General features: G+C 64.1%; 15 protein-coding genes and 1 pseudogene. 11 read left to right on the top strand and 5 right to left on the bottom strand.

Annotated features, from left to right (window positions below):
* Positions 1-38 precede the first annotated feature (38 nt).
* Both IQ16_RS32345 and IQ16_RS32340 read right to left on the bottom strand, forming a co-directional pair.
* Positions 39-1,760 (bottom strand): caspase family protein, encoded by a 1,722-nt coding sequence (locus IQ16_RS32345; protein ID WP_018643270.1) that lies wholly within the window; start codon positions 1,758-1,760, stop codon positions 39-41.
* Positions 1,761-1,849: 89 nt separating this feature from the next.
* Positions 1,850-2,911, bottom strand: a complete 1,062-nt coding sequence (locus IQ16_RS32340; RefSeq protein ID WP_244635949.1) for a retropepsin-like aspartic protease — start codon at positions 2,909-2,911, stop codon at positions 1,850-1,852.
* A gap of 170 nt (positions 2,912-3,081) precedes the next feature.
* Between IQ16_RS32340 and IQ16_RS32335 the strand changes: the two genes are divergently transcribed.
* From IQ16_RS32335 to IQ16_RS32310, 6 genes are all read left to right on the top strand, one after another.
* Positions 3,082-4,437 carry a hypothetical protein gene (locus tag IQ16_RS32335; protein ID WP_018643272.1) on the top strand — a complete coding sequence of 452 codons (1,356 nt, stop codon included), beginning with the start codon at positions 3,082-3,084 and terminating at the stop codon, positions 4,435-4,437.
* Positions 4,438-4,500: 63 nt separating this feature from the next.
* The gene (gene metK, locus IQ16_RS32330; protein WP_018643273.1) at positions 4,501-5,697 is read left to right on the top strand and encodes a methionine adenosyltransferase; all 1,197 of its coding nucleotides are present in this window, start codon (positions 4,501-4,503) and stop codon (positions 5,695-5,697) included.
* A gap of 123 nt (positions 5,698-5,820) precedes the next feature.
* Positions 5,821-7,242 carry an adenosylhomocysteinase gene (gene ahcY / locus IQ16_RS32325; protein ID WP_018643274.1) on the top strand — a complete coding sequence of 474 codons (1,422 nt, stop codon included), beginning with the start codon at positions 5,821-5,823 and terminating at the stop codon, positions 7,240-7,242.
* A gap of 160 nt (positions 7,243-7,402) precedes the next feature.
* Positions 7,403-8,863 carry a flavin-containing monooxygenase gene (locus tag IQ16_RS32320; RefSeq protein ID WP_018643275.1) on the top strand — a complete coding sequence of 487 codons (1,461 nt, stop codon included), beginning with the start codon at positions 7,403-7,405 and terminating at the stop codon, positions 8,861-8,863.
* A 141-nt stretch (positions 8,864-9,004) separates the two neighbouring features.
* Positions 9,005-9,667, top strand: a complete 663-nt coding sequence (locus IQ16_RS32315; RefSeq protein WP_018643276.1) for a ParA family protein — start codon at positions 9,005-9,007, stop codon at positions 9,665-9,667.
* Positions 9,636-10,265 (top strand): phasin family protein, encoded by a 630-nt coding sequence (locus tag IQ16_RS32310; RefSeq protein WP_018643277.1) that lies wholly within the window; start codon positions 9,636-9,638, stop codon positions 10,263-10,265. The genes IQ16_RS32315 and IQ16_RS32310 overlap by 32 nt, the downstream gene beginning before the upstream one ends.
* A 25-nt stretch (positions 10,266-10,290) precedes the next feature.
* Here IQ16_RS32310 and IQ16_RS32305 read toward each other — a convergent pair whose 3' ends face one another.
* Genes IQ16_RS32305 through IQ16_RS32295 form a run of 3 tightly spaced genes read right to left on the bottom strand, consistent with a single transcriptional unit; the run spans position 10,291 to position 12,532 of the window.
* Positions 10,291-11,538, bottom strand: a complete 1,248-nt coding sequence (locus tag IQ16_RS32305) for a YbfB/YjiJ family MFS transporter (protein WP_018643278.1) — start codon at positions 11,536-11,538, stop codon at positions 10,291-10,293.
* Positions 11,539-11,568: 30 nt separating this feature from the next.
* On the bottom strand, positions 11,569-11,805 hold the full coding sequence (locus IQ16_RS32300; protein ID WP_026312040.1) for a tautomerase family protein: 237 nt from the start codon (positions 11,803-11,805) through the stop codon (positions 11,569-11,571).
* A 16-nt stretch (positions 11,806-11,821) separates the two neighbouring features.
* Entirely contained in the window at positions 11,822-12,532 is a 711-nt protein-coding gene (locus IQ16_RS32295) for an SDR family NAD(P)-dependent oxidoreductase (RefSeq protein WP_018643280.1), read from the bottom strand.
* 213 nt (positions 12,533-12,745) lie between these two features.
* Between IQ16_RS32295 and IQ16_RS32290 the strand changes: the two are divergent.
* From IQ16_RS32290 to IQ16_RS32275, 5 genes and pseudogenes are all read left to right on the top strand, one after another.
* Positions 12,746-13,668, top strand: a pseudogene (locus IQ16_RS32290) (LysR family transcriptional regulator).
* 147 nt (positions 13,669-13,815) lie between these two features.
* Positions 13,816-13,971: a hypothetical protein gene (locus IQ16_RS45940; protein ID WP_014493894.1), complete on the top strand. Its 156-nt coding sequence runs from the start codon at positions 13,816-13,818 to the stop codon at positions 13,969-13,971.
* A 145-nt stretch (positions 13,972-14,116) separates the two neighbouring features.
* On the top strand, positions 14,117-15,046 hold the full coding sequence (locus tag IQ16_RS32285) for an aspartyl/asparaginyl beta-hydroxylase domain-containing protein (RefSeq protein ID WP_018643281.1): 930 nt from the start codon (positions 14,117-14,119) through the stop codon (positions 15,044-15,046).
* A 182-nt stretch (positions 15,047-15,228) separates the two neighbouring features.
* Positions 15,229-15,960 carry a sulfite exporter TauE/SafE family protein gene (locus IQ16_RS32280; RefSeq protein WP_018643282.1) on the top strand — a complete coding sequence of 244 codons (732 nt, stop codon included), beginning with the start codon at positions 15,229-15,231 and terminating at the stop codon, positions 15,958-15,960.
* 141 nt (positions 15,961-16,101) lie between these two features.
* Entirely contained in the window at positions 16,102-16,560 is a 459-nt protein-coding gene (locus tag IQ16_RS32275) for a YybH family protein (protein ID WP_018643284.1), read from the top strand.
* Positions 16,561-16,957: the final 397 nt, after the last annotated feature.

The raw sequence follows: 16,957 nt of genomic DNA, 5'->3' as shown, positions 1-16,957 counted from the left end.
TAAGCGCTGCACTGCGTCCGGGGCACGGAGAGAGTGTCTCACTTCTCCGCCAGATAGACCTCACCCAGCAGCGATGAATTCGACCACGGAACCTGCTTGTTCTTCGTGGACGAGACCACCTCCGCCCGCACGCGCGTGAGCATCTGCTGCACCTCCAGCCCGGGCGTGCCGATATGGCGGGACAGTGCGGCGGAGAACGGCGAGTTGGCGCCTTCGCCGTCGAGTGCGACCTGACCCGGTGCGGTGGCGAACGCGATCAGGGTGCCGGCCCCCAACGTTGCGCCGGCGCCCAGGCTCGTGGGCGCGGCGAGACCCGAGGCACCCTCAATGCCGCGATTGGTGCCGGCGCTCGCCACCTGCTGCGCCATCGGATTGTTGCGGCAGGCATCGAAGATCAAGATGTTGGTGCGGACCTGGTCGTCGAGGCCGGCCATGATCGTGTCCATGTCGATCATCGCGTCCGTCATGCCGGTGCCCGGCTTGAGCTCGACGTCGACGGGAATGAGATAGTTGCGGCCGTCAACCTGCACGCCGTGCCCGGCATAGTAGACCAACGCGACCTGCGCCCGCGCGGCCTCGCGCAGAAAGTCGCGCGTCATCTTCTGCATCGCGGCGCGGTCGAGATCGACGCCCTCCGACACGGTGAAGCCGATGTCGCGCAGGCTTTTCGCGACCGCGCGCGCATCGTTGGGCGGATTGGGCAGCGTCTTCACATGCGCATAGCCGCCGTTGCCGATGATCAGCGCCATGCGCGTGCCGCGGACGGCGGGAGCGGGCGAGGGGGCCGATGCCGCGCCGGTCTGCTGCGGGGCAGGGGATGCCGCCGGCTGCGTCGCGGGGGAAGGCGCATCGCGCGGGATCGGCGCGGCTGCATCCGTCACCAGCGACAGTCGCACCTTTGCGGTGGCCTGGTTGGCCTTGCTACCGGCATCGGACGCCACGATCGCGAGCGTCGCCTTGTAGTCCTCGCGCGCGTGGGCATAGTCGCCCTTGGCCTCATAGGCCAGCGCGCGATGGGTGTAGCCCGAGATCAGCACGCTGTTGGGCGGCGTCATGATGTTGACCGGGGGCTTGTCCTTGGCGAGCCGGATCGCTTCGCTGCCGTCGGCGATGGCACGATCGAAATCGCCCCTGGCGCGCCAGATCGCGGTGCGGTTGATCAGCGGCTGCGGCAGCGACGGGTCGAGCCGGATCGCCTGGTTGATGTCCGCGAGCGCGCCGTCGAGATCGCCGACCGCTTCCTTCGAGATGCCGCGATTCTGGAACGAGAACGCCGATTTCGGATCGGCCTTGATTGCGGCATCGTAGTCGGCGATCGCCTTGGCGTAGTCGCGCTTGCCGCGCCAGGCATTTCCGCGATTGTGGAAGATGATGCCGCTGGGCGGGCCGAGCGTCAGCGCATCGTCGAAATCGGCGATCGCGATGTCGTAGTCGCCCTTGTCGTAATAGGCCGAGCCCCTGAGATTGTAGACGGCCTGGCTCGGCTGCAGTCGGATCGCCTCGGTGGCGTCAGCGATGACCTTGGCGTACTCGCCCTTCTTGTTCCAGCCCACGGCGCGCCAGAAATAGACGGTCGCGAGCTGCCCGCCCTTGAAGACCTTCAGCGCGATGATCTTGGTGCAAGCGTCGACCATCTGGTCCGCCGGCGTGGTCTCGGTGGTGCAGAGCGGCCCGAGCTGGTTGCGCGCCTGCGCGTAGGCCGGTGCGCACCAGAGCAGGGCGGCGAGCATGGCAGGGAGGACCAGGAGCAGGCGGCGCAAGGAGACCTCGGCTGCGGCGATTTGATGGGAGTGTCTGCTCTTGGTCTTCCGCGCGGCTTTTCGGGTTCACGGTGTGATCGTCTGCGACGTTATTTCCTGGGTTGGCGGGTGCGGATTTCGATCGATCCGCTCGCCATCTGGACCTCGAACCGGGACAAGAAGCTCATGCCGAGGAGGCCGTCGACCCCGGCGCCAAAACCCTTGTCGTCGCCCCCGAGGACCGCGACAGGTACGTTGGCCGCTTCGAGCTTGCCCAGCAGGACCTTGTCGGCTTTGGAGAGTTTTGCCTTCGCTTCCCCGTTGGCTGTGACCAGCGTGATGTCGTTGGAGCCGCCGTCCGCTATCTTGGCCTTGCTTGCAAACGCCGATTTCACCGACACATAGCTCGCGCCGGTGTCGAGGACGAACAGTCCGCGCACGCCATTGATCTCGGCTTTCACGGTGACGATGCCCTTCGGCCCGTGCATCGGGAAGCTTTCCTTGCGGGCCTCGGTCGACGAGACGCAATTGCCCTGCCGCTCGTAGTCGGCGATCATCTTTTGGGTCCGGCTGTTGTCGCGCGTCGCCGGATCCAGCGCGACCCAGCGGATGATCGGCGCTGTCGCCTCACAGAACTGCTTCAGGGCCGCGTAGGCGTTCGCCATGCGGAGGAAGATCCCGCCGGAGATCATTTTCTTGTCGCCGCTGAACAGCTCGATCGTATCGGAATAGTCGGCGAGCGCGCGGCGGTAGTCCCCGGCGGCGTCCAGGGCCATGGCGCGGACATAGCGTGCGCTCTGGTCGGACGGCGCACGTGTCACATACTCGTCGGCGACCTCGACGGCCTTCGGATAGTCGGTGATGCTCATATAGATGACGGCCGCCTTGTTCAGCGCCGTCAGTGGGGCTCCGCAGTTCTGGACGAACTTGTAGAGCCCGTCGGCGGCTTGCCGCCGATAGCCGCGCCTGTCGAGCATCCCTGCCAGATCGTCGATGCTCCGCTGGTCGCACGGCTCACGCTTGAGCTCCTCCAGCTTCAGCCAGACCAGACGCTCGCGCGCCACCGCGGCCGGCAGCGCCCCGATGCGGGCGTAGACGGATTCAAAGACTTGGTCGGGATTGTCGGTGGTGGGGTCCCCTGCGCGGGCGATACTTGAGAAGGCTACGAGCAACAGGACCGTCAGGCATTTTCGCCGGAACATATGCACCCCAGAGTATCGCAATCGGCGCTCTCTATATCGGGAAGTGTGGCCTGTGCAAATTGGAGCCCCAATCTTTCCCTGGTGGGCAGATGATGTTAGAAACCCTCTATCCCACTCGGCTGCCCACCGCCTTCCCACTCATGAAGAACGACGAAATCCTGAGCCAAATCACCGAGTTCTGCCGCAAGGCGGGCATGGCCGAATCGACTTTCGGCCGGCGTGCGGTGAACGATGGGAAGCTCGTGCAGCGCCTGCGCGAGGGCAAGCGCATCACCATCGACACGCTGGAGCGGATCCAGGCCTATGTCGCCGCATCGACGACCGGCGGCCTGCCGCCGCCACGGGGGCTTCAGGTGCCGCCCGAGAAGCGCGATCCCCGCGGCAATTTCCGCTTCTTCGAGAACCGGCAGAAATATCTGCTGTTCGTCCACACCTGCAGCGAAAAGCGGGTGATCGCGGACCGGGTCGCGCTGGAGCTTTCCGCCATCCATCCGCGCCCGCCGGCGCTGCGCATTTTCGACGCCGGCGTCGGCGACGGCACGGTGCTGGCACGGGTGCTGCGCGCGACACATCAGCGCTACCCGCATATGCCGTTCTATGTGGCCGGCAAGGAGCTCAGCCTCGAGGACCTGCGGCTGACGCTGGAGAAAGTGCCGGACCGCATTTTCGAGCATCCGGCGTCGGTTTTCGTCTTCACCAACATGTTCTATTCGGAGGCGCCCTGGCTCACGCCGGCCTCGCCCGCGGCGGCGGCGGCCACCGTCTGGCACGAGGTCCCGCTGCGGGGCGCTTCATCGGGCGAGTTCGAGCAGCAGATCGCCGAACTGCGGCCGTTCCTGGAGCAGAACTGGCGCGCCGCGATCAGCCCCCGCACAGCCATGCCGCTCTATGAGCGGCCGGTCGTGCTGGTGCTGTATCGCGAGGACCACAGGTTCTTGCTGGATTCAACCATCCCGCGGCCGGGCCAGACTGAGGCTAATTTCGACCTCGTCATCGCATCCCAGCCCTACCGCGCGCTGTCCTCGGTCAATTTTCGGGCAAAGCGGATCATTGCGCCCCTGGCGCGGGCCCTGCGGCCGGGGGGGCGGCTGATCGGTATCCACTCCCATGGCCAGGATCCGGGCATGGAAATGATCCAGGCGATCTGGCCCGGAGAAAATCCTTTCTCGGTGAGCCGTCATGAGCTATTGCGCGCCGTGAAGTACGAGCTTGGGTCGTTGGGCCGCGACTTAAATTTTAATGCTTATGCTGATAACCGCTCGATCTTCAGGTATGATATGGAAGCTCTGCCCAACGAGGTTACCGGCAATATCGGAACCTCGACGGCCTTTGCAGCGTGGAATGCGGCGGTGTATGTCGCTCAGATCGAGGACGACCGGTTGACAGAAATGACTCAAAACGGCCGCACTCTGGATGCCGCCAGGGACGTGCTGAGAAAGTACAACGGCCTCTGGTTTCTTGACGAATCCTACGTCATCTCGCGCCGGCGTGATTGACACAATCCAACCGTAAACATCGCAAACGAGCCGCCGTCGAGTGGCGGAACAAGGGGTTACTTGATGCGCGCGTCCTATCTCTTCACCAGCGAGTCCGTGTCCGAGGGCCATCCGGACAAGGTCTGCGACCGGATCTCCGATGAAATCGTCGATCTGTTCTACCGCGAGGGGCCGAAAGCCGGCATCGACCCGTGGCAGATCCGCGCCGCCTGCGAGACGCTCGCGACCACCAACAAGGTCGTGATTGCGGGCGAGACCCGCGGTCCGAAGTCCGTCACCAACGAGCAGATCGAGAGCGTCGTGCGCGGCGCGATCAAGGACATCGGCTACGAGCAGGAAGGCTTCCACTGGAAGACTGCCGACATCGAGATCCTGCTGCATCCGCAGTCGGCCGACATCGCCCAGGGCGTCGATGCGCTGCAGCCGGGCGAGGTCAAGGAAGAGGGCGCGGGCGACCAGGGCATCATGTTCGGTTACGCCACCAACGAGACCCCGGATCTGATGCCGGCGCCGATCTTCTACGCCCACAAGATCCTACGCCTGATCTCCGAAGCCCGTCACTCCGGCAAGGAGAAGGTGCTCGGTCCGGACTCCAAGAGCCAGGTCACCGTCCAGTACGAGAACGGCAAGCCGGTCGGCGTGCGCGAGATCGTGGTCTCACACCAGCATCTGGTTCCGGATCTCAGCTCGAACCAGGTCCGCGAGATCGTCGAGCCGTACGTGCGCGAGGCGCTGCCGAAGGACTGGATCACGCCGAAGACCATCTGGCACATCAACCCGACCGGCAAGTTCTACATCGGCGGTCCCGACGGCGATTCCGGCCTGACCGGCCGTAAGATCATCGTCGACACCTATGGCGGCGCAGCCCCGCACGGCGGCGGCGCGTTCTCCGGCAAGGATCCGACCAAGGTCGACCGTTCGGCGGCTTATGCTGCGCGCTACGTCGCCAAGAACATCGTCGCGGCTGGTCTTGCCGACCGCTGCACGCTGCAGCTCGCCTACGCCATCGGCGTGGCGCGCCCGCTGTCGATCTACATCGACACCCACGGCACCGGTAAGGTGTCGGAGGACCAGCTCGAGAAGGCCGCCGCCAAGGCGATGGACCTCACCCCGCGCGGCATCCGCAGCCATCTCGATCTCAACCGCCCGATCTACGCGCGCACCTCGGCCTACGGCCATTTCGGCCGCACGCCCGACAACGAGGGCGGCTTCTCCTGGGAGAAGACCGATCTCGTCGAGCAGCTGAAGCGCGCGCTCTAGTTCTCTTGCGTCATTCCGGGGCGCCGCGGCCGCGGCGAGCCGGAATCTCGAACCTTACGGATTCCGGGTTCGCTCGTTGCACGAGCGTCCCGGAATGACGATCCCAACAAACAGGAACCCCCTATGAACGCGAAGCCCGGCTTCACCGATTACATCGTCAAGGACATTTCGCTCGCCGATTTCGGCCGCAAGGAGCTCTCGCTGGCCGAGACCGAGATGCCCGGCCTGATGGCCACCCGCGAGGAGTTCGGCCCGAAGCAGCCGCTGAAGGGCGCGCGCATCGCGGGCTCGCTGCACATGACGATCCAGACCGGCGTGCTGATCGAGACGCTGGCAGCGCTCGGCGCCGACATTCGCTGGGTCTCCTGCAACATCTATTCGACGCAGGATCATGCCGCTGCCGCGATCGCGGCCGCCGGCATTCCCGTCTTTGCCGTCAAGGGCGAGACGTTGACCGAGTACTGGGACTACACCGCAAAACTGTTCGACTGGCACGGCGGCGGTCACCCGAACATGATCCTCGATGACGGCGGCGACGCCACCATGTACGTCCATCTCGGTCTGCGCGCCGAGAACGGCGACACCGCCTTCCTCGACAAGCCCGGCTCCGAGGAAGAGGAAGTCTTCTTCGCGCTTCTCAAGAAGCAGCTCAAGGAAAAGCCGAAGGGCTACTTCGCCGCGATCGCCAAGAGCATCAAGGGCGTGTCCGAAGAGACCACCACGGGCGTGCATCGTCTCTATGACATGCAGAAGGCGGGCACGCTGCTGTGGCCGGCGATCAACGTCAACGACAGCGTCACCAAGTCGAAGTTCGACAACCTCTATGGCTGCCGTGAATCGCTGGTCGACGGCATCCGCCGCGGCACCGACGTGATGCTGTCGGGCAAGGTCGCGATGGTCGCCGGCTTCGGCGACGTCGGCAAGGGCTCCGCCGCTTCGCTGCGCCAGGCCGGCTGCCGCGTCATGGTGTCGGAGGTCGATCCGATCTGCGCGCTGCAGGCCGCGATGGAAGGCTACGAGGTCGTGACCATGGAAGACGCAGCGCCCCGCGCCGACATCTTCGTCACCGCGACCGGCAACAAGGACATCATCACCATCGACCACATGCGCGCGATGAAGGATCGCGCCATCGTCTGCAACATCGGTCACTTCGACAACGAGATCCAGATCGCGTCTCTGCGCAATCTGAAGTGGACCAACATCAAGCCGCAGGTCGACGAGATCGAGTTCCCCGACAAGCACCGCATCATCATGCTGTCGGAGGGCCGCCTCGTGAACCTCGGCAACGCGATGGGCCATCCGTCCTTCGTGATGTCGGCCTCCTTCACCAACCAGACGCTGGCGCAGATCGAGCTGTACGCCAACAACAAGGACGGCAAGTACAAGAAGGAAGTCTACGTGCTGCCCAAGACCCTCGACGAGAAGGTCGCGCGCCTGCACCTCGCCAAGATCGGCGTCAAGCTCACCGAGCTGCGCAAGGACCAGGCCGACTACATCGGCGTCAAGCAGGAAGGTCCGTACAAGTCGGACCACTATCGGTACTGATCTGCTGGTTCGATCGACCATCGACGCAAAGCCCCGGAGCGATCCGGGGCTTTGTTGTTTCGGCGCATGGAATTCAACTCGCTTTGCAGTTGCGGTACGGCCGATTGCCAATTGACGGCCAGCGGCGGCGGGCGGACAATCCTCCTTCGCGGAGGAAACCATGCAACAAGAACATTTCGATGTGCTGATCGTCGGCGCGGGCTTGTCCGGCATCGGCGCGGGCTATCATTTGCAGGGCAAGTGCCCCACCAAGAGCTACGTCATCCTGGAGGGGCGCGACTGTATCGGTGGCACCTGGGATCTATTCCGCTATCCCGGCATCCGCTCCGACAGCGACATGTTCACGCTCGGCTATTCCTTCAAGCCGTGGACCGATCCGAAGGCGATCGCCGACGGGCCGCAGATCCTGAACTATGTCCGGGAGACCGCGAGCGAAAACGGCATCGAGAAGCACATCCGTTTCCGCCACCGCGTCAAGCGCGCGGCGTGGTCGACGCCGGATGCGCGCTGGACCGTCGAGGCCGAGCGCATCACGGACGAGGGCGCGACCGAGCTGGTGCGCTTCACCTGCAATTTCTTATTTCTGTGCTCGGGCTATTACAAATATGAGGCGGGCTACACGCCGGAGTTTTCAGGCGTTGCGGACTTCGCCGGACGCATCGTGCATCCGCAGAAATGGACCGAGGACATCGACTATGCGGGCAAGCGCGTCGTCGTGATCGGGTCCGGCGCGACCGCGGTGACGCTGGTGCCGGAGCTCGCCAAGGCAGCGGCGCAGGTCACCATGCTGCAGCGTTCGCCGACCTATGTGGTGTCGCGCCCGGCGCAGGACCCCGTCGCCAACAAATTGCGGCGCAATCTGCCGGCGCAGCTGGCCTATCATCTGATCCGCTGGCGCAACGTGATGTGGGGGATGTTCTTTTTCCAGCTCAGCCGGCGCCGGCCCGCGAAGGTGAAGGACCTCATTCTCAAGGGCGTGCAGATGGCGCTCGGCCCTGACTACGACGTCGCGACCCATTTCACGCCACGCTACAATCCCTGGGACCAGCGTCTGTGTCTCGTTCCCGACGGCGATCTCTTCAAGGCGATCCGCGAAAAGCGTGCCGCCGTCGTCACCAACGAGATCGATACGTTTACGCGCAACGGTATTCGTCTCAAGGACGGCAGCGAGCTCGTCGCCGATATCATCGTGACAGCGACGGGGCTGGTGCTCCAGGTCGTCGGCGGTATCGAGGTCAGCGTCGACGGCCGCACCGTCGATTTCGCCAAGACGCTGACCTACAAGGGCATGATGTATGCCGACGTGCCGAACATGGCCTCGGCCTTCGGCTACACCAACGCGTCCTGGACGCTGAAATGCGATCTCACCTGCGAATACGTCTGCCGGCTCATCAACTACATGGATCGGCACAATTTCCGGCAATGCATGCCGCACAATGACGATCCTGAAATCACAGCGCAGCCCTCGCTGGATTTCACCTCCGGCTACGTGCAGCGCTCGGTGGCGAAAATGCCGAAGCAGGGCTCGAAGCGGCCGTGGCGGCTGTACCAGAACTACGCGCTCGACATCGTCTCCTTACGCTTTGGCCGGATCGACGACGGCGTGATGCAATATTCCTGAGCTTGCTGCGTAGGATACCGGCATGGCGCCGCGTTCGCTTGAGACGAATCGCGACTTGCGGTAGTATTTTTGCGCTGCAAGAAGTTTATTTCCGACGACGTCTGAGTTCCGCGTCGTTGCCGTCCTGAGGGAGCGCGGGACATGCACGTCCTTGCCCTGGTCACGCAAAAAGGCGGAAGCGGCAAGAGTACGCTGTCCGTTGGACTGGCGGTGGCGGCAATGCAGCGTTCGGAGCGCGTTGCTCTCATCGAGGCGGACGCACAAGGTACGATCTCGAGATGGAAGGAGCGCCGCGAGCATCCCTATCCTCGCGTCGAGCGCGTAGTTGATCCTGCCGAGATCGAACCGTTGATCGCGCGCCTGAGGGCCGAAGGCGTCTGGCTTGCCATCATCGACACAGCTGCCACGACCAACAGCCTGGCGATGCGCGTCATCGCCTGCGCCGATCTCTGTCTCATCCCGGCGCGCCCGAGCCCGGCCGATATCGAAGCCGCAATCCCTACACTGATCGCCATACGCAGGCTCAATCGGCGATTTGCCTTCATCCTCAATCAGACGCCGACGCGGGGAGGCCGGCTGAGCGAAGCTGCCACATCGCTAAGCTCGCTCGGTGTGCTTGCGCTTCCGTTTGTTGCGCAGCGTAACGATCACCAGGATGCGCTCGGAGCGGGGTTGGGCGTGACGGAGTTCGCACCGGTGGGCAAAGCTTCGGACGAAATTGTCAGTTTGTGGGGTTGGATCGCGGCGCACTTGGCCGAGGAGTCGGACGATTATGGCAAAGGCGCGCTCAAAGCTGCCTGCTGACGTTGCCCGCGCCGGGCGTCGCTCGCTGCTGGAACTGGCGGCGGAAGTGAGCCGGGCGGTCGACGAGGGCTTGGCCATGCCGCCGGGCTCGGTCGCCGTCTTCCCCCAAGATGCGCCGCAGATCGTGCAAGAAGCGCCTGCTCCGATGAATGTTCCGGTACAAGAAGCGGCCAGCGTCATCGTTGCACGACCTGAACCTCCGAGCAGTACCACCACTGATCTCATGGTGGACATGGCCAAGCAGTATCAAGCCCGCGCCTTGGACGGCTTGAGCGCTACGCTCAACTATGCCAATGACCTCGCCAAGTCGCGGCTCGCCGGTGTGACATCAGAAGCCAATGGAACCGTCGTCGCGGAAAGCGACCTCATCGACGCGATTGGAACGGCCGCCGAGTGTCGCACCGTCGTGCTCGAACTGATGAAGGTCAATGCGGGCGCGACCTTGGAGTATGCGCGGGAGCTAGGCGGTGCAAAAACGCTGGCGGAGTTGGTTGAGCTGTCGGGCACGCATGCGCGAAAGCAATGTGAGTTGGTCCTGAAGCAAACCGAGTTGCTGAGGTCGCTTGCTCAGAGCATGACAAAGCCCGGTGCCAGGTAATGCCGCTCGCCTGACATCATCGCGCTCAGGATCTGCGCGGGACGATCAGGGCGAGGCCGAGATCGATCGCCAGTGCCAGCACCACCGCGCCGCCACCGAGGCCGAACAGGACCTGATAGTCTCCGCCGGTCTGCGCGTAGATCCAGGAGAAGCCGTAGGCCGCGGCCGCCTGGAACAGCGCGAAGCTGGTGGTGGCATGGCTCCAGGTCGCGCGCTGCTGCTCGGTCGAATGAGGCACGAGCTCGTGGATGCGTCCGAGCACCAGCGGCACGATGCCTGGTGTGAAGCCGCCGACCACGACGCTCGACACGATCAGCGACAGCGGCGCGGTGCTGACGGTCGGGAGCAGCACGGCCGCCGCCTCGATCAGGAACGCCGCGCGCAGGGCGGGACCAAAACCGGAGCGGTCGCCGAGATGGCCGGTGACGAGCGGGCCGACGATGGCGCCGAGACCGTACAGCACCCAGTAGCGCGATCCCGCGGCAATGCCCTGGCCGAGGCCGCGCGCCACGAAATCCACGATGAAGACCATGTGGGGCACCAGCGCCACGGCGTTGAGGCCGTACTGCACAAGCAGCGCACGGGCGGCCGGCGAGCTGCGATGGTGCTTGGCTTGATGCGAAGGCGCAGCATCCGCCTTTGCTTCGGCGGGCCAGTTCCACCAGCTCGCGAGTGTGAGCACGGCCGAGAGCACGCCGAGGCCATACCAGCTCTGCTGCAAGCCCTGCTGCAGGAGCAACGGCCCCAGCGTGCCCGAAGCGGCGACGCCGAGGCCGACACCGGCGAAGATCACGCCGCCGACGATGCCGCGCCTTGCGGCCGATGTATGCGGCAGAATGACGGACGCTGCCAGCACCATGATGATGCCGCCGGTGAGGCCCGACAGGAAGCGCCAGGCAAAGAACCAGGTGAACGATACCGGCGCTGAACTTGCAAAGAAGGAGAGGGTGGCGAGCAGCATCATCGCCCGCAGCGCGCGGACTGCGCCGATTCTGCTGGCGATGGCGCGTGCCGCGAGCGCGCCGGCGAGATAGCCGGCGAGGTTCGCAGCACCGAGATAGACGACATCGGATGCGCTGAACCACTTTGCTGCGATCAGGGCCGGGATCAGCGGCGTGTAGGAAAAGCGGGCGAGGCCGAGCCCGACCAGCGATGCGGACAAACCCGCCACGGCGTATCGCCAGGTTTGCTGTGAGGATGTTTGTTGTGACGCCGATCCCTGCCGCTGCTGCGGCCGGGTCTCGACGTGTCGCTTCGAATCTGTGTTGGTCATGTCATCCTCCTGCGCGCGACGGCGCGCGGATCATCCTGTCTGGGCTGCGCTGCGGCGCCGGAATTCCTGAACGGGCAGGCCGCCCCAGCCCCAATTGTCGGTGTCGACTTCCTCGATCACGACGAAAGTGGACTCGAGCGGCTTGCCGAGCACGTCGAGCAGGAGCTGGCTCGAACCCTTGATCAGCGCCGCCTTCTCCTCCGCCGTGAGCGACGCCGCACCCGGCGTCGTTCCCTCGCGGGTCACTTGAATGGTGACGATGGGCATTGTCTGTCTCCTCGGCTCAGTGGCCGGCGCTCTGGCCGCCGTCGACATGCAGGATCTCGCCGGTGACGAAGGAGGCACGTTCGAGATAGAGCACGGCATCGACGATGTCGGACATCTCGCCCATGTGGCCCAGGGGATGCATCGCGCCGTACTGCGCATGCGTCGCGATGGCGTGCATCGGCGACTTGATGATGCCGGGCGACACAGCATTTACGCGGATGCCGCGCCTGGCGTATTCGATCGCGAGCGATTTTGTCGCGGCGTTCAGCCCGCCCTTGCTCAGCGAGGCCAGTACCGAGGGCACGTTGGAATTGGCGTGGTCGACCAGCGTGGTCGTGATCTGGACCACGTGGCCGGATCCCTGCTTCTCCATCTCGGCAATGGCGAGCTGCGTGATGTTGAAGAAGCCCGCGACGTTGGTGCCCATCACCGCCGCATAATCTTCGGCCGTGTACTGCGTGAAGGGCTTGGCGACGAAGATGCCGGCGTTGTTGACCAGCGTGTCGACGCGGCCGAAGCGGGCGATCGCCTGCGACACCACGCGCTCGGCGGTGGACCGGTCGGCGATGTCGCCCGCGACGGCGAGGACGTCATCGTCGCCCGACGGCTTGATGGAGCGCGCCGTTGCGACGACGCGATAGTTGCGATCGCGAAAACCCTGCACCAGGGCGGCGCCGATACCCTGTGATGCACCGGTGATGATGGCGACTTTCTGCTCGATACCCATGACGGACTCCTGTTGTTGGCTTGAAGACCTGCGCCAGCAGCCGCTGGCTTGCCCGCTGAGGTACGCTGCGGCGGCTTGCTTGCGAATATCCGCTGCCCGGCAGACACTCTTTCGCGGCGCGAACGAATGCCGGATCGTCGCCCGGTGGCGGTTGTCGCGACCGCAGCGAACGCCTAGCCTGCAGCTGAAATCTCGGGGGACGGCGGGACGCGCATGGATCGTCTGGATGCGATGAATGTGTTCGTGCTTGCGGTGGACGAGGGCAGCCTCGCCGCCGCAGGCCGCAAGCTCGGCCGCTCACCCGCGGCGGTGAGCCGCGCCATCGCGTTTCTGGAAGAGCGCGTCGGCGCCGAGCTGCTGCACCGGACGACACGCTCGATCAAGCTGAGCGAGGAGGGCGAGCGCTATGTCGCGATCTGCCGCCGCGTGCTCACCGAGCTGGAGGAAGCCGAGGACATCGCGGCCGGACCGCACACCGCGCCGCGCGGCCTGCTCACGATCACCGCTCCGGTGGTCTCGGGCGAGATGGTGCTGCGGCCGATCCTCGACGCATTCCTCGATGCCTATCCGACCGTATCGGCAAAACTCCTGCTGTTCGACCGTGCGGTGAATCTGATCGAGGAGGGCGTCGACGTCGCGCTTCGCATCGGTCCGCTGGCGGATTCGCGATGGTGGCGATGCGGGTCGGCGGCATCAGCCGTGTCGTGGTGGCCGCCCCCCGCTACCTGAAGCAGCATCCGCGCATCGCCGAGCCGGGCGATCTCGCAAAACACCAGATCGTCGCGATGGCGCATCTGCCCAATTCCTGGACCTTCGCGCCGCAGGCGGGCTCGTCGGCGCCGCGCACCGTGCAGTTCACCCCGCGGCTCGTCGTCAACAGCACCTATGCGGCGGTGGCCTCCGCTGTGGCCGGGCGCGGCGTGGCGCGGATGTATTCGTACCAGGTGGCCGAGCAGGTCGGGCGCGGCGAGCTCGAGATCGTGCTGGCAGACGATGAGGATCCGGAGATGCCCGCGCACCTGATCTGCCCGCAGGGCCGGATCTCGGTGCCCAAGGTACGGGCCTTCACCGACTTCGCCGTGCCCCGGTTGAAGAAGCAGTTTGCGCTGCTGAAGAACAGCATCAAGGCGCGCTGAGCCGCTTCCCGCCGGCCGCAATGCGTTGTTTTGCGTATACGGTGGGCCGGCTGAATCGGCGATGGTTCCCAAACGGTTAACGCCGATTTAACGGATGAGTCCTAGCCTGTCTCGGCCGGGGTTACTCGCAAGGCCGAGGTGAGCCCAATGGAAGCCCAGAAGATCGCGGTCGACGCCGTCGTCGCGCTGACCGATTGCGATCGCGACGCCGTGATCGCGTTCATCCGCCGGCTCTACCTCGCCGGCGTCACCGACCCCAAGCGGCTGACCTTCAAGGGTCTCCAGGCGCTGTCGCGGGCCTAATTCGGTTCGTCTCGGCCGGTTTAGCCCCAAATTCCATTCCCTTGCTCTCTCCGGTGTGATTGCAACCCACCGGTGAATATCTTGCTGCTCGCGCCGGGTCGGAGTAGATGACGTCCCCGGCTGGGTCACCTGGGAACTTGGGGAAATGCTGAAACAGCTTTTTGCGCCGCAACTCGTCATTTTATATGTGCTTGCGGCCTCGACGATCTACGTTCACTTCCGCGGCAAGCAGCGGCTGCGCTTCGCGCGCCAGCTTGGCGATCATTCGACCTACCTCGCGCCGTACAACGTGCTGATGTACGCCGGCTCGGCCGTGCCGAACAAGCCGGTGATCTCGGTCGATCAGTTTCCGGAGCTCAAGCCCCTCAGCGAGAACTGGGAGACGATCCGCGACGAGGCCGTGCGCCTGTTCGACGAAGGTTTTATCCGCGCGGCGGCCAAGAACAACGACTGGGGCTTCTACTCGTTCTTCAAGAGCGGCTGGAAACGCTTTTACCTGAAATGGTACGACGACTTCCTGCCGTCGGCGAACACGCTGTGCCCGAAGACGGTGGAGCTGCTCAAGTCGATCCCGAGCGTGCACGGCGCGATGTTCGCGATGCTGCCGCCGGGCGGCAAGTTAGGGGCGCACCGCGATCCCTTCGCGGGCTCGCTGCGCTACCATCTCGGCCTCGTCACGCCGAACTCGAATAGGTGCCGCATCCTCGTCGATGGCGTCGAATGCGTCTGGCGCGACGGCGAGGCCTTCATGTTCGACGAGACCTTCATCCACAGCGCCGAGAACCAGACCGACGTCAACCGCATCATCCTGTTCTGCGACGTCGAGCGTCCGATGAAGTTCGGCTTCATGACCGCGATCAATCGCTGGGTCAGCCATCACATCGTCAAGGCGTCGGCGACCCAGAACGTCGAGGGCGAGAATGTCGGCGTGCTCAACAAGGTGTTCGGCAAGCTCTACGAGATCCACCTCGCCAGCCGTAAGGTCAAGGAGTGGAACCGCAACGTCTACTACACGCTGAAATATTCGCTGACGGCGCTGATCCTCGGCCTCATCGTGCTGTCGGCGCTGCGGTAGGCCGCGGTGCGACTGCGTAGCCCGGATGGAGCGAAGCGAAATCCGGAACCGTTGTCGCGGCGAGAGAGCCCCGGATTACGCTTTGCTTCATCCGGGCTACGGTGCCTGAATCACAAAGCCCGGAGCACGCTCAGGGGCTTTTTTCTTTGTGGTCTCGGCCGCCTACGTTGTACGTAGGCGGAATGCTCTCGGTGTTATTTGCGGTCATTTCGCTGTTGTACGCAACGGTGGGCCAAGCTGGCGGTACGGCGTTTCTCGCCTTGATGGCGTTCGCCTCGTTTCCACCGGTTGAGATGCGTCCCACGGCCCTCCTGCTGAATATCGTTGCTGCCACGTACTCCACCTGGCTTTTCAATCGCGGTCGTTTGGTCGACTGGACCAAACTCCGTCCGTTGCTAGCCGCGTCGCTGCCGGCCGCTCTTGTCGGCGGGTTCATCGTGCTTGATGCGCATCTGTACAAGGCTTTTACTGGAGTCGTGCTTTTGCTCGCGGCGGCAATCCTTGCTGTCGGTCACGTACGTCAGGGAGCACAAGATCGATCGATTCCGTTGCGCGGCGCCTTCGCTGTCGGTGCGACGGTTGGTCTCGTGTCTGGGCTTACCGGTGTTGGTGGCGGGATCTTCCTGGCACCGATCTTGATTACGCTGCGCTGGGCTTCGCCGAAACAGACGGCAGCTCTCTCAGCGCCCTTCATTTTGGCAAATTCGGTTCTGGGGTTTCTCGGCGCAGCATATGCCGGTCAAACCCCCTCCGAGCAGACGTGGCTCTATGCGTTGGCGGCGCTTGTAGGTGCGATGCTCGGGACACTGATAGGTTTGCGCTGGTTGTCGGAAAGGATGACACGTTGCGCTCTGGCAGCGATCCTGGGCATGGCTGGCCTTCAGCTTTTGCTCCTACCCTATTTGCGAACGTAAACTGGTATCGGCACGGCGTCGATTGTTTGGCTACGTGCGACGTCAGAAGCGATCGGCTTGCCTCCACTACCGGCAACATGGCGGACATCAGACGCACTGTGATGTAAGGGTAGAGACCTTGTGGCCAATATGGAGCAGGCAATGGCGCCTTTGCCGACCGCGAACACCGAGATCACGCAGTTCTTCCGCCAGTGGCTTGACACCTTCGCGGGTTATGTCCGCGAGGTCGACTACGCCTCGGCAAGGCCGCTCTTCCATCCCGACGTGCTCGCCTTCGGCACGCACAACGATGTCATCCCCGGCCTCGATCAATGGGTCAAGACGCAATGGGACAACGTCTGGCCGAAGACGGCCGACTTCCATTTCGTCCTCGACCAGGCCTCTGTTCTGGCATCACCCGACGGAGCGATGGCGACCGTGATCGCGCCGTGGACCAGCACGGGCTATCATCCCGATGGCAGTGCGTTTGCGCGACCGGGCCGGGCGACGATGCTGTTTTCAAAGGATAACGATGGCTGGCTGTGCGTGCATTCGCACATGTCGCTCAATCGCGGTGTGCCGCAGGCAAGCCACGCCAATCGGCCGGTGAAGGCCTGGTAGAACGCGATCACATGTTCGAAATGCAAAAGGCCCCGGACACGTCCGGGGCCTTTCGATTGTGTGCCGAGTATGAGCGACAGCTTGGAGGTGGAAGTCCTCTATCCAGCCTGATGGCGGCGAAGGATTAGCGAAGCGCAAGGGCGTCATCGTGAGGTGGGGTCTGAAGAAAGCGTGGAGCAAAGCCGCGGCCCGATGGACAAACACCGGATAACGAGGCCTACCCGGCCGGACGAGCGAGCAATTGATCGCGAAGTCCAAGGTCATCAAAGGTCGGGGTGGTAAATTCGGCGGGCGTGCGGTGAAGGCGGTCGGTCTTACCTCGGGAGGTCTGCGCTGTGTCTCGGCAACGAGACTGAGACCGTCGCAAGACGGCCTGACCGCAGCGCAGAAGTCAGCC

This window comes from Bradyrhizobium huanghuaihaiense (genome assembly GCF_007830635.1).
GTDB lineage: Bacteria > Pseudomonadota > Alphaproteobacteria > Rhizobiales > Xanthobacteraceae > Bradyrhizobium > Bradyrhizobium huanghuaihaiense.
The sequence above is the reverse complement of the archived record's forward strand: the minus strand, read 5'-3'. Positions and strand labels throughout refer to the sequence as shown.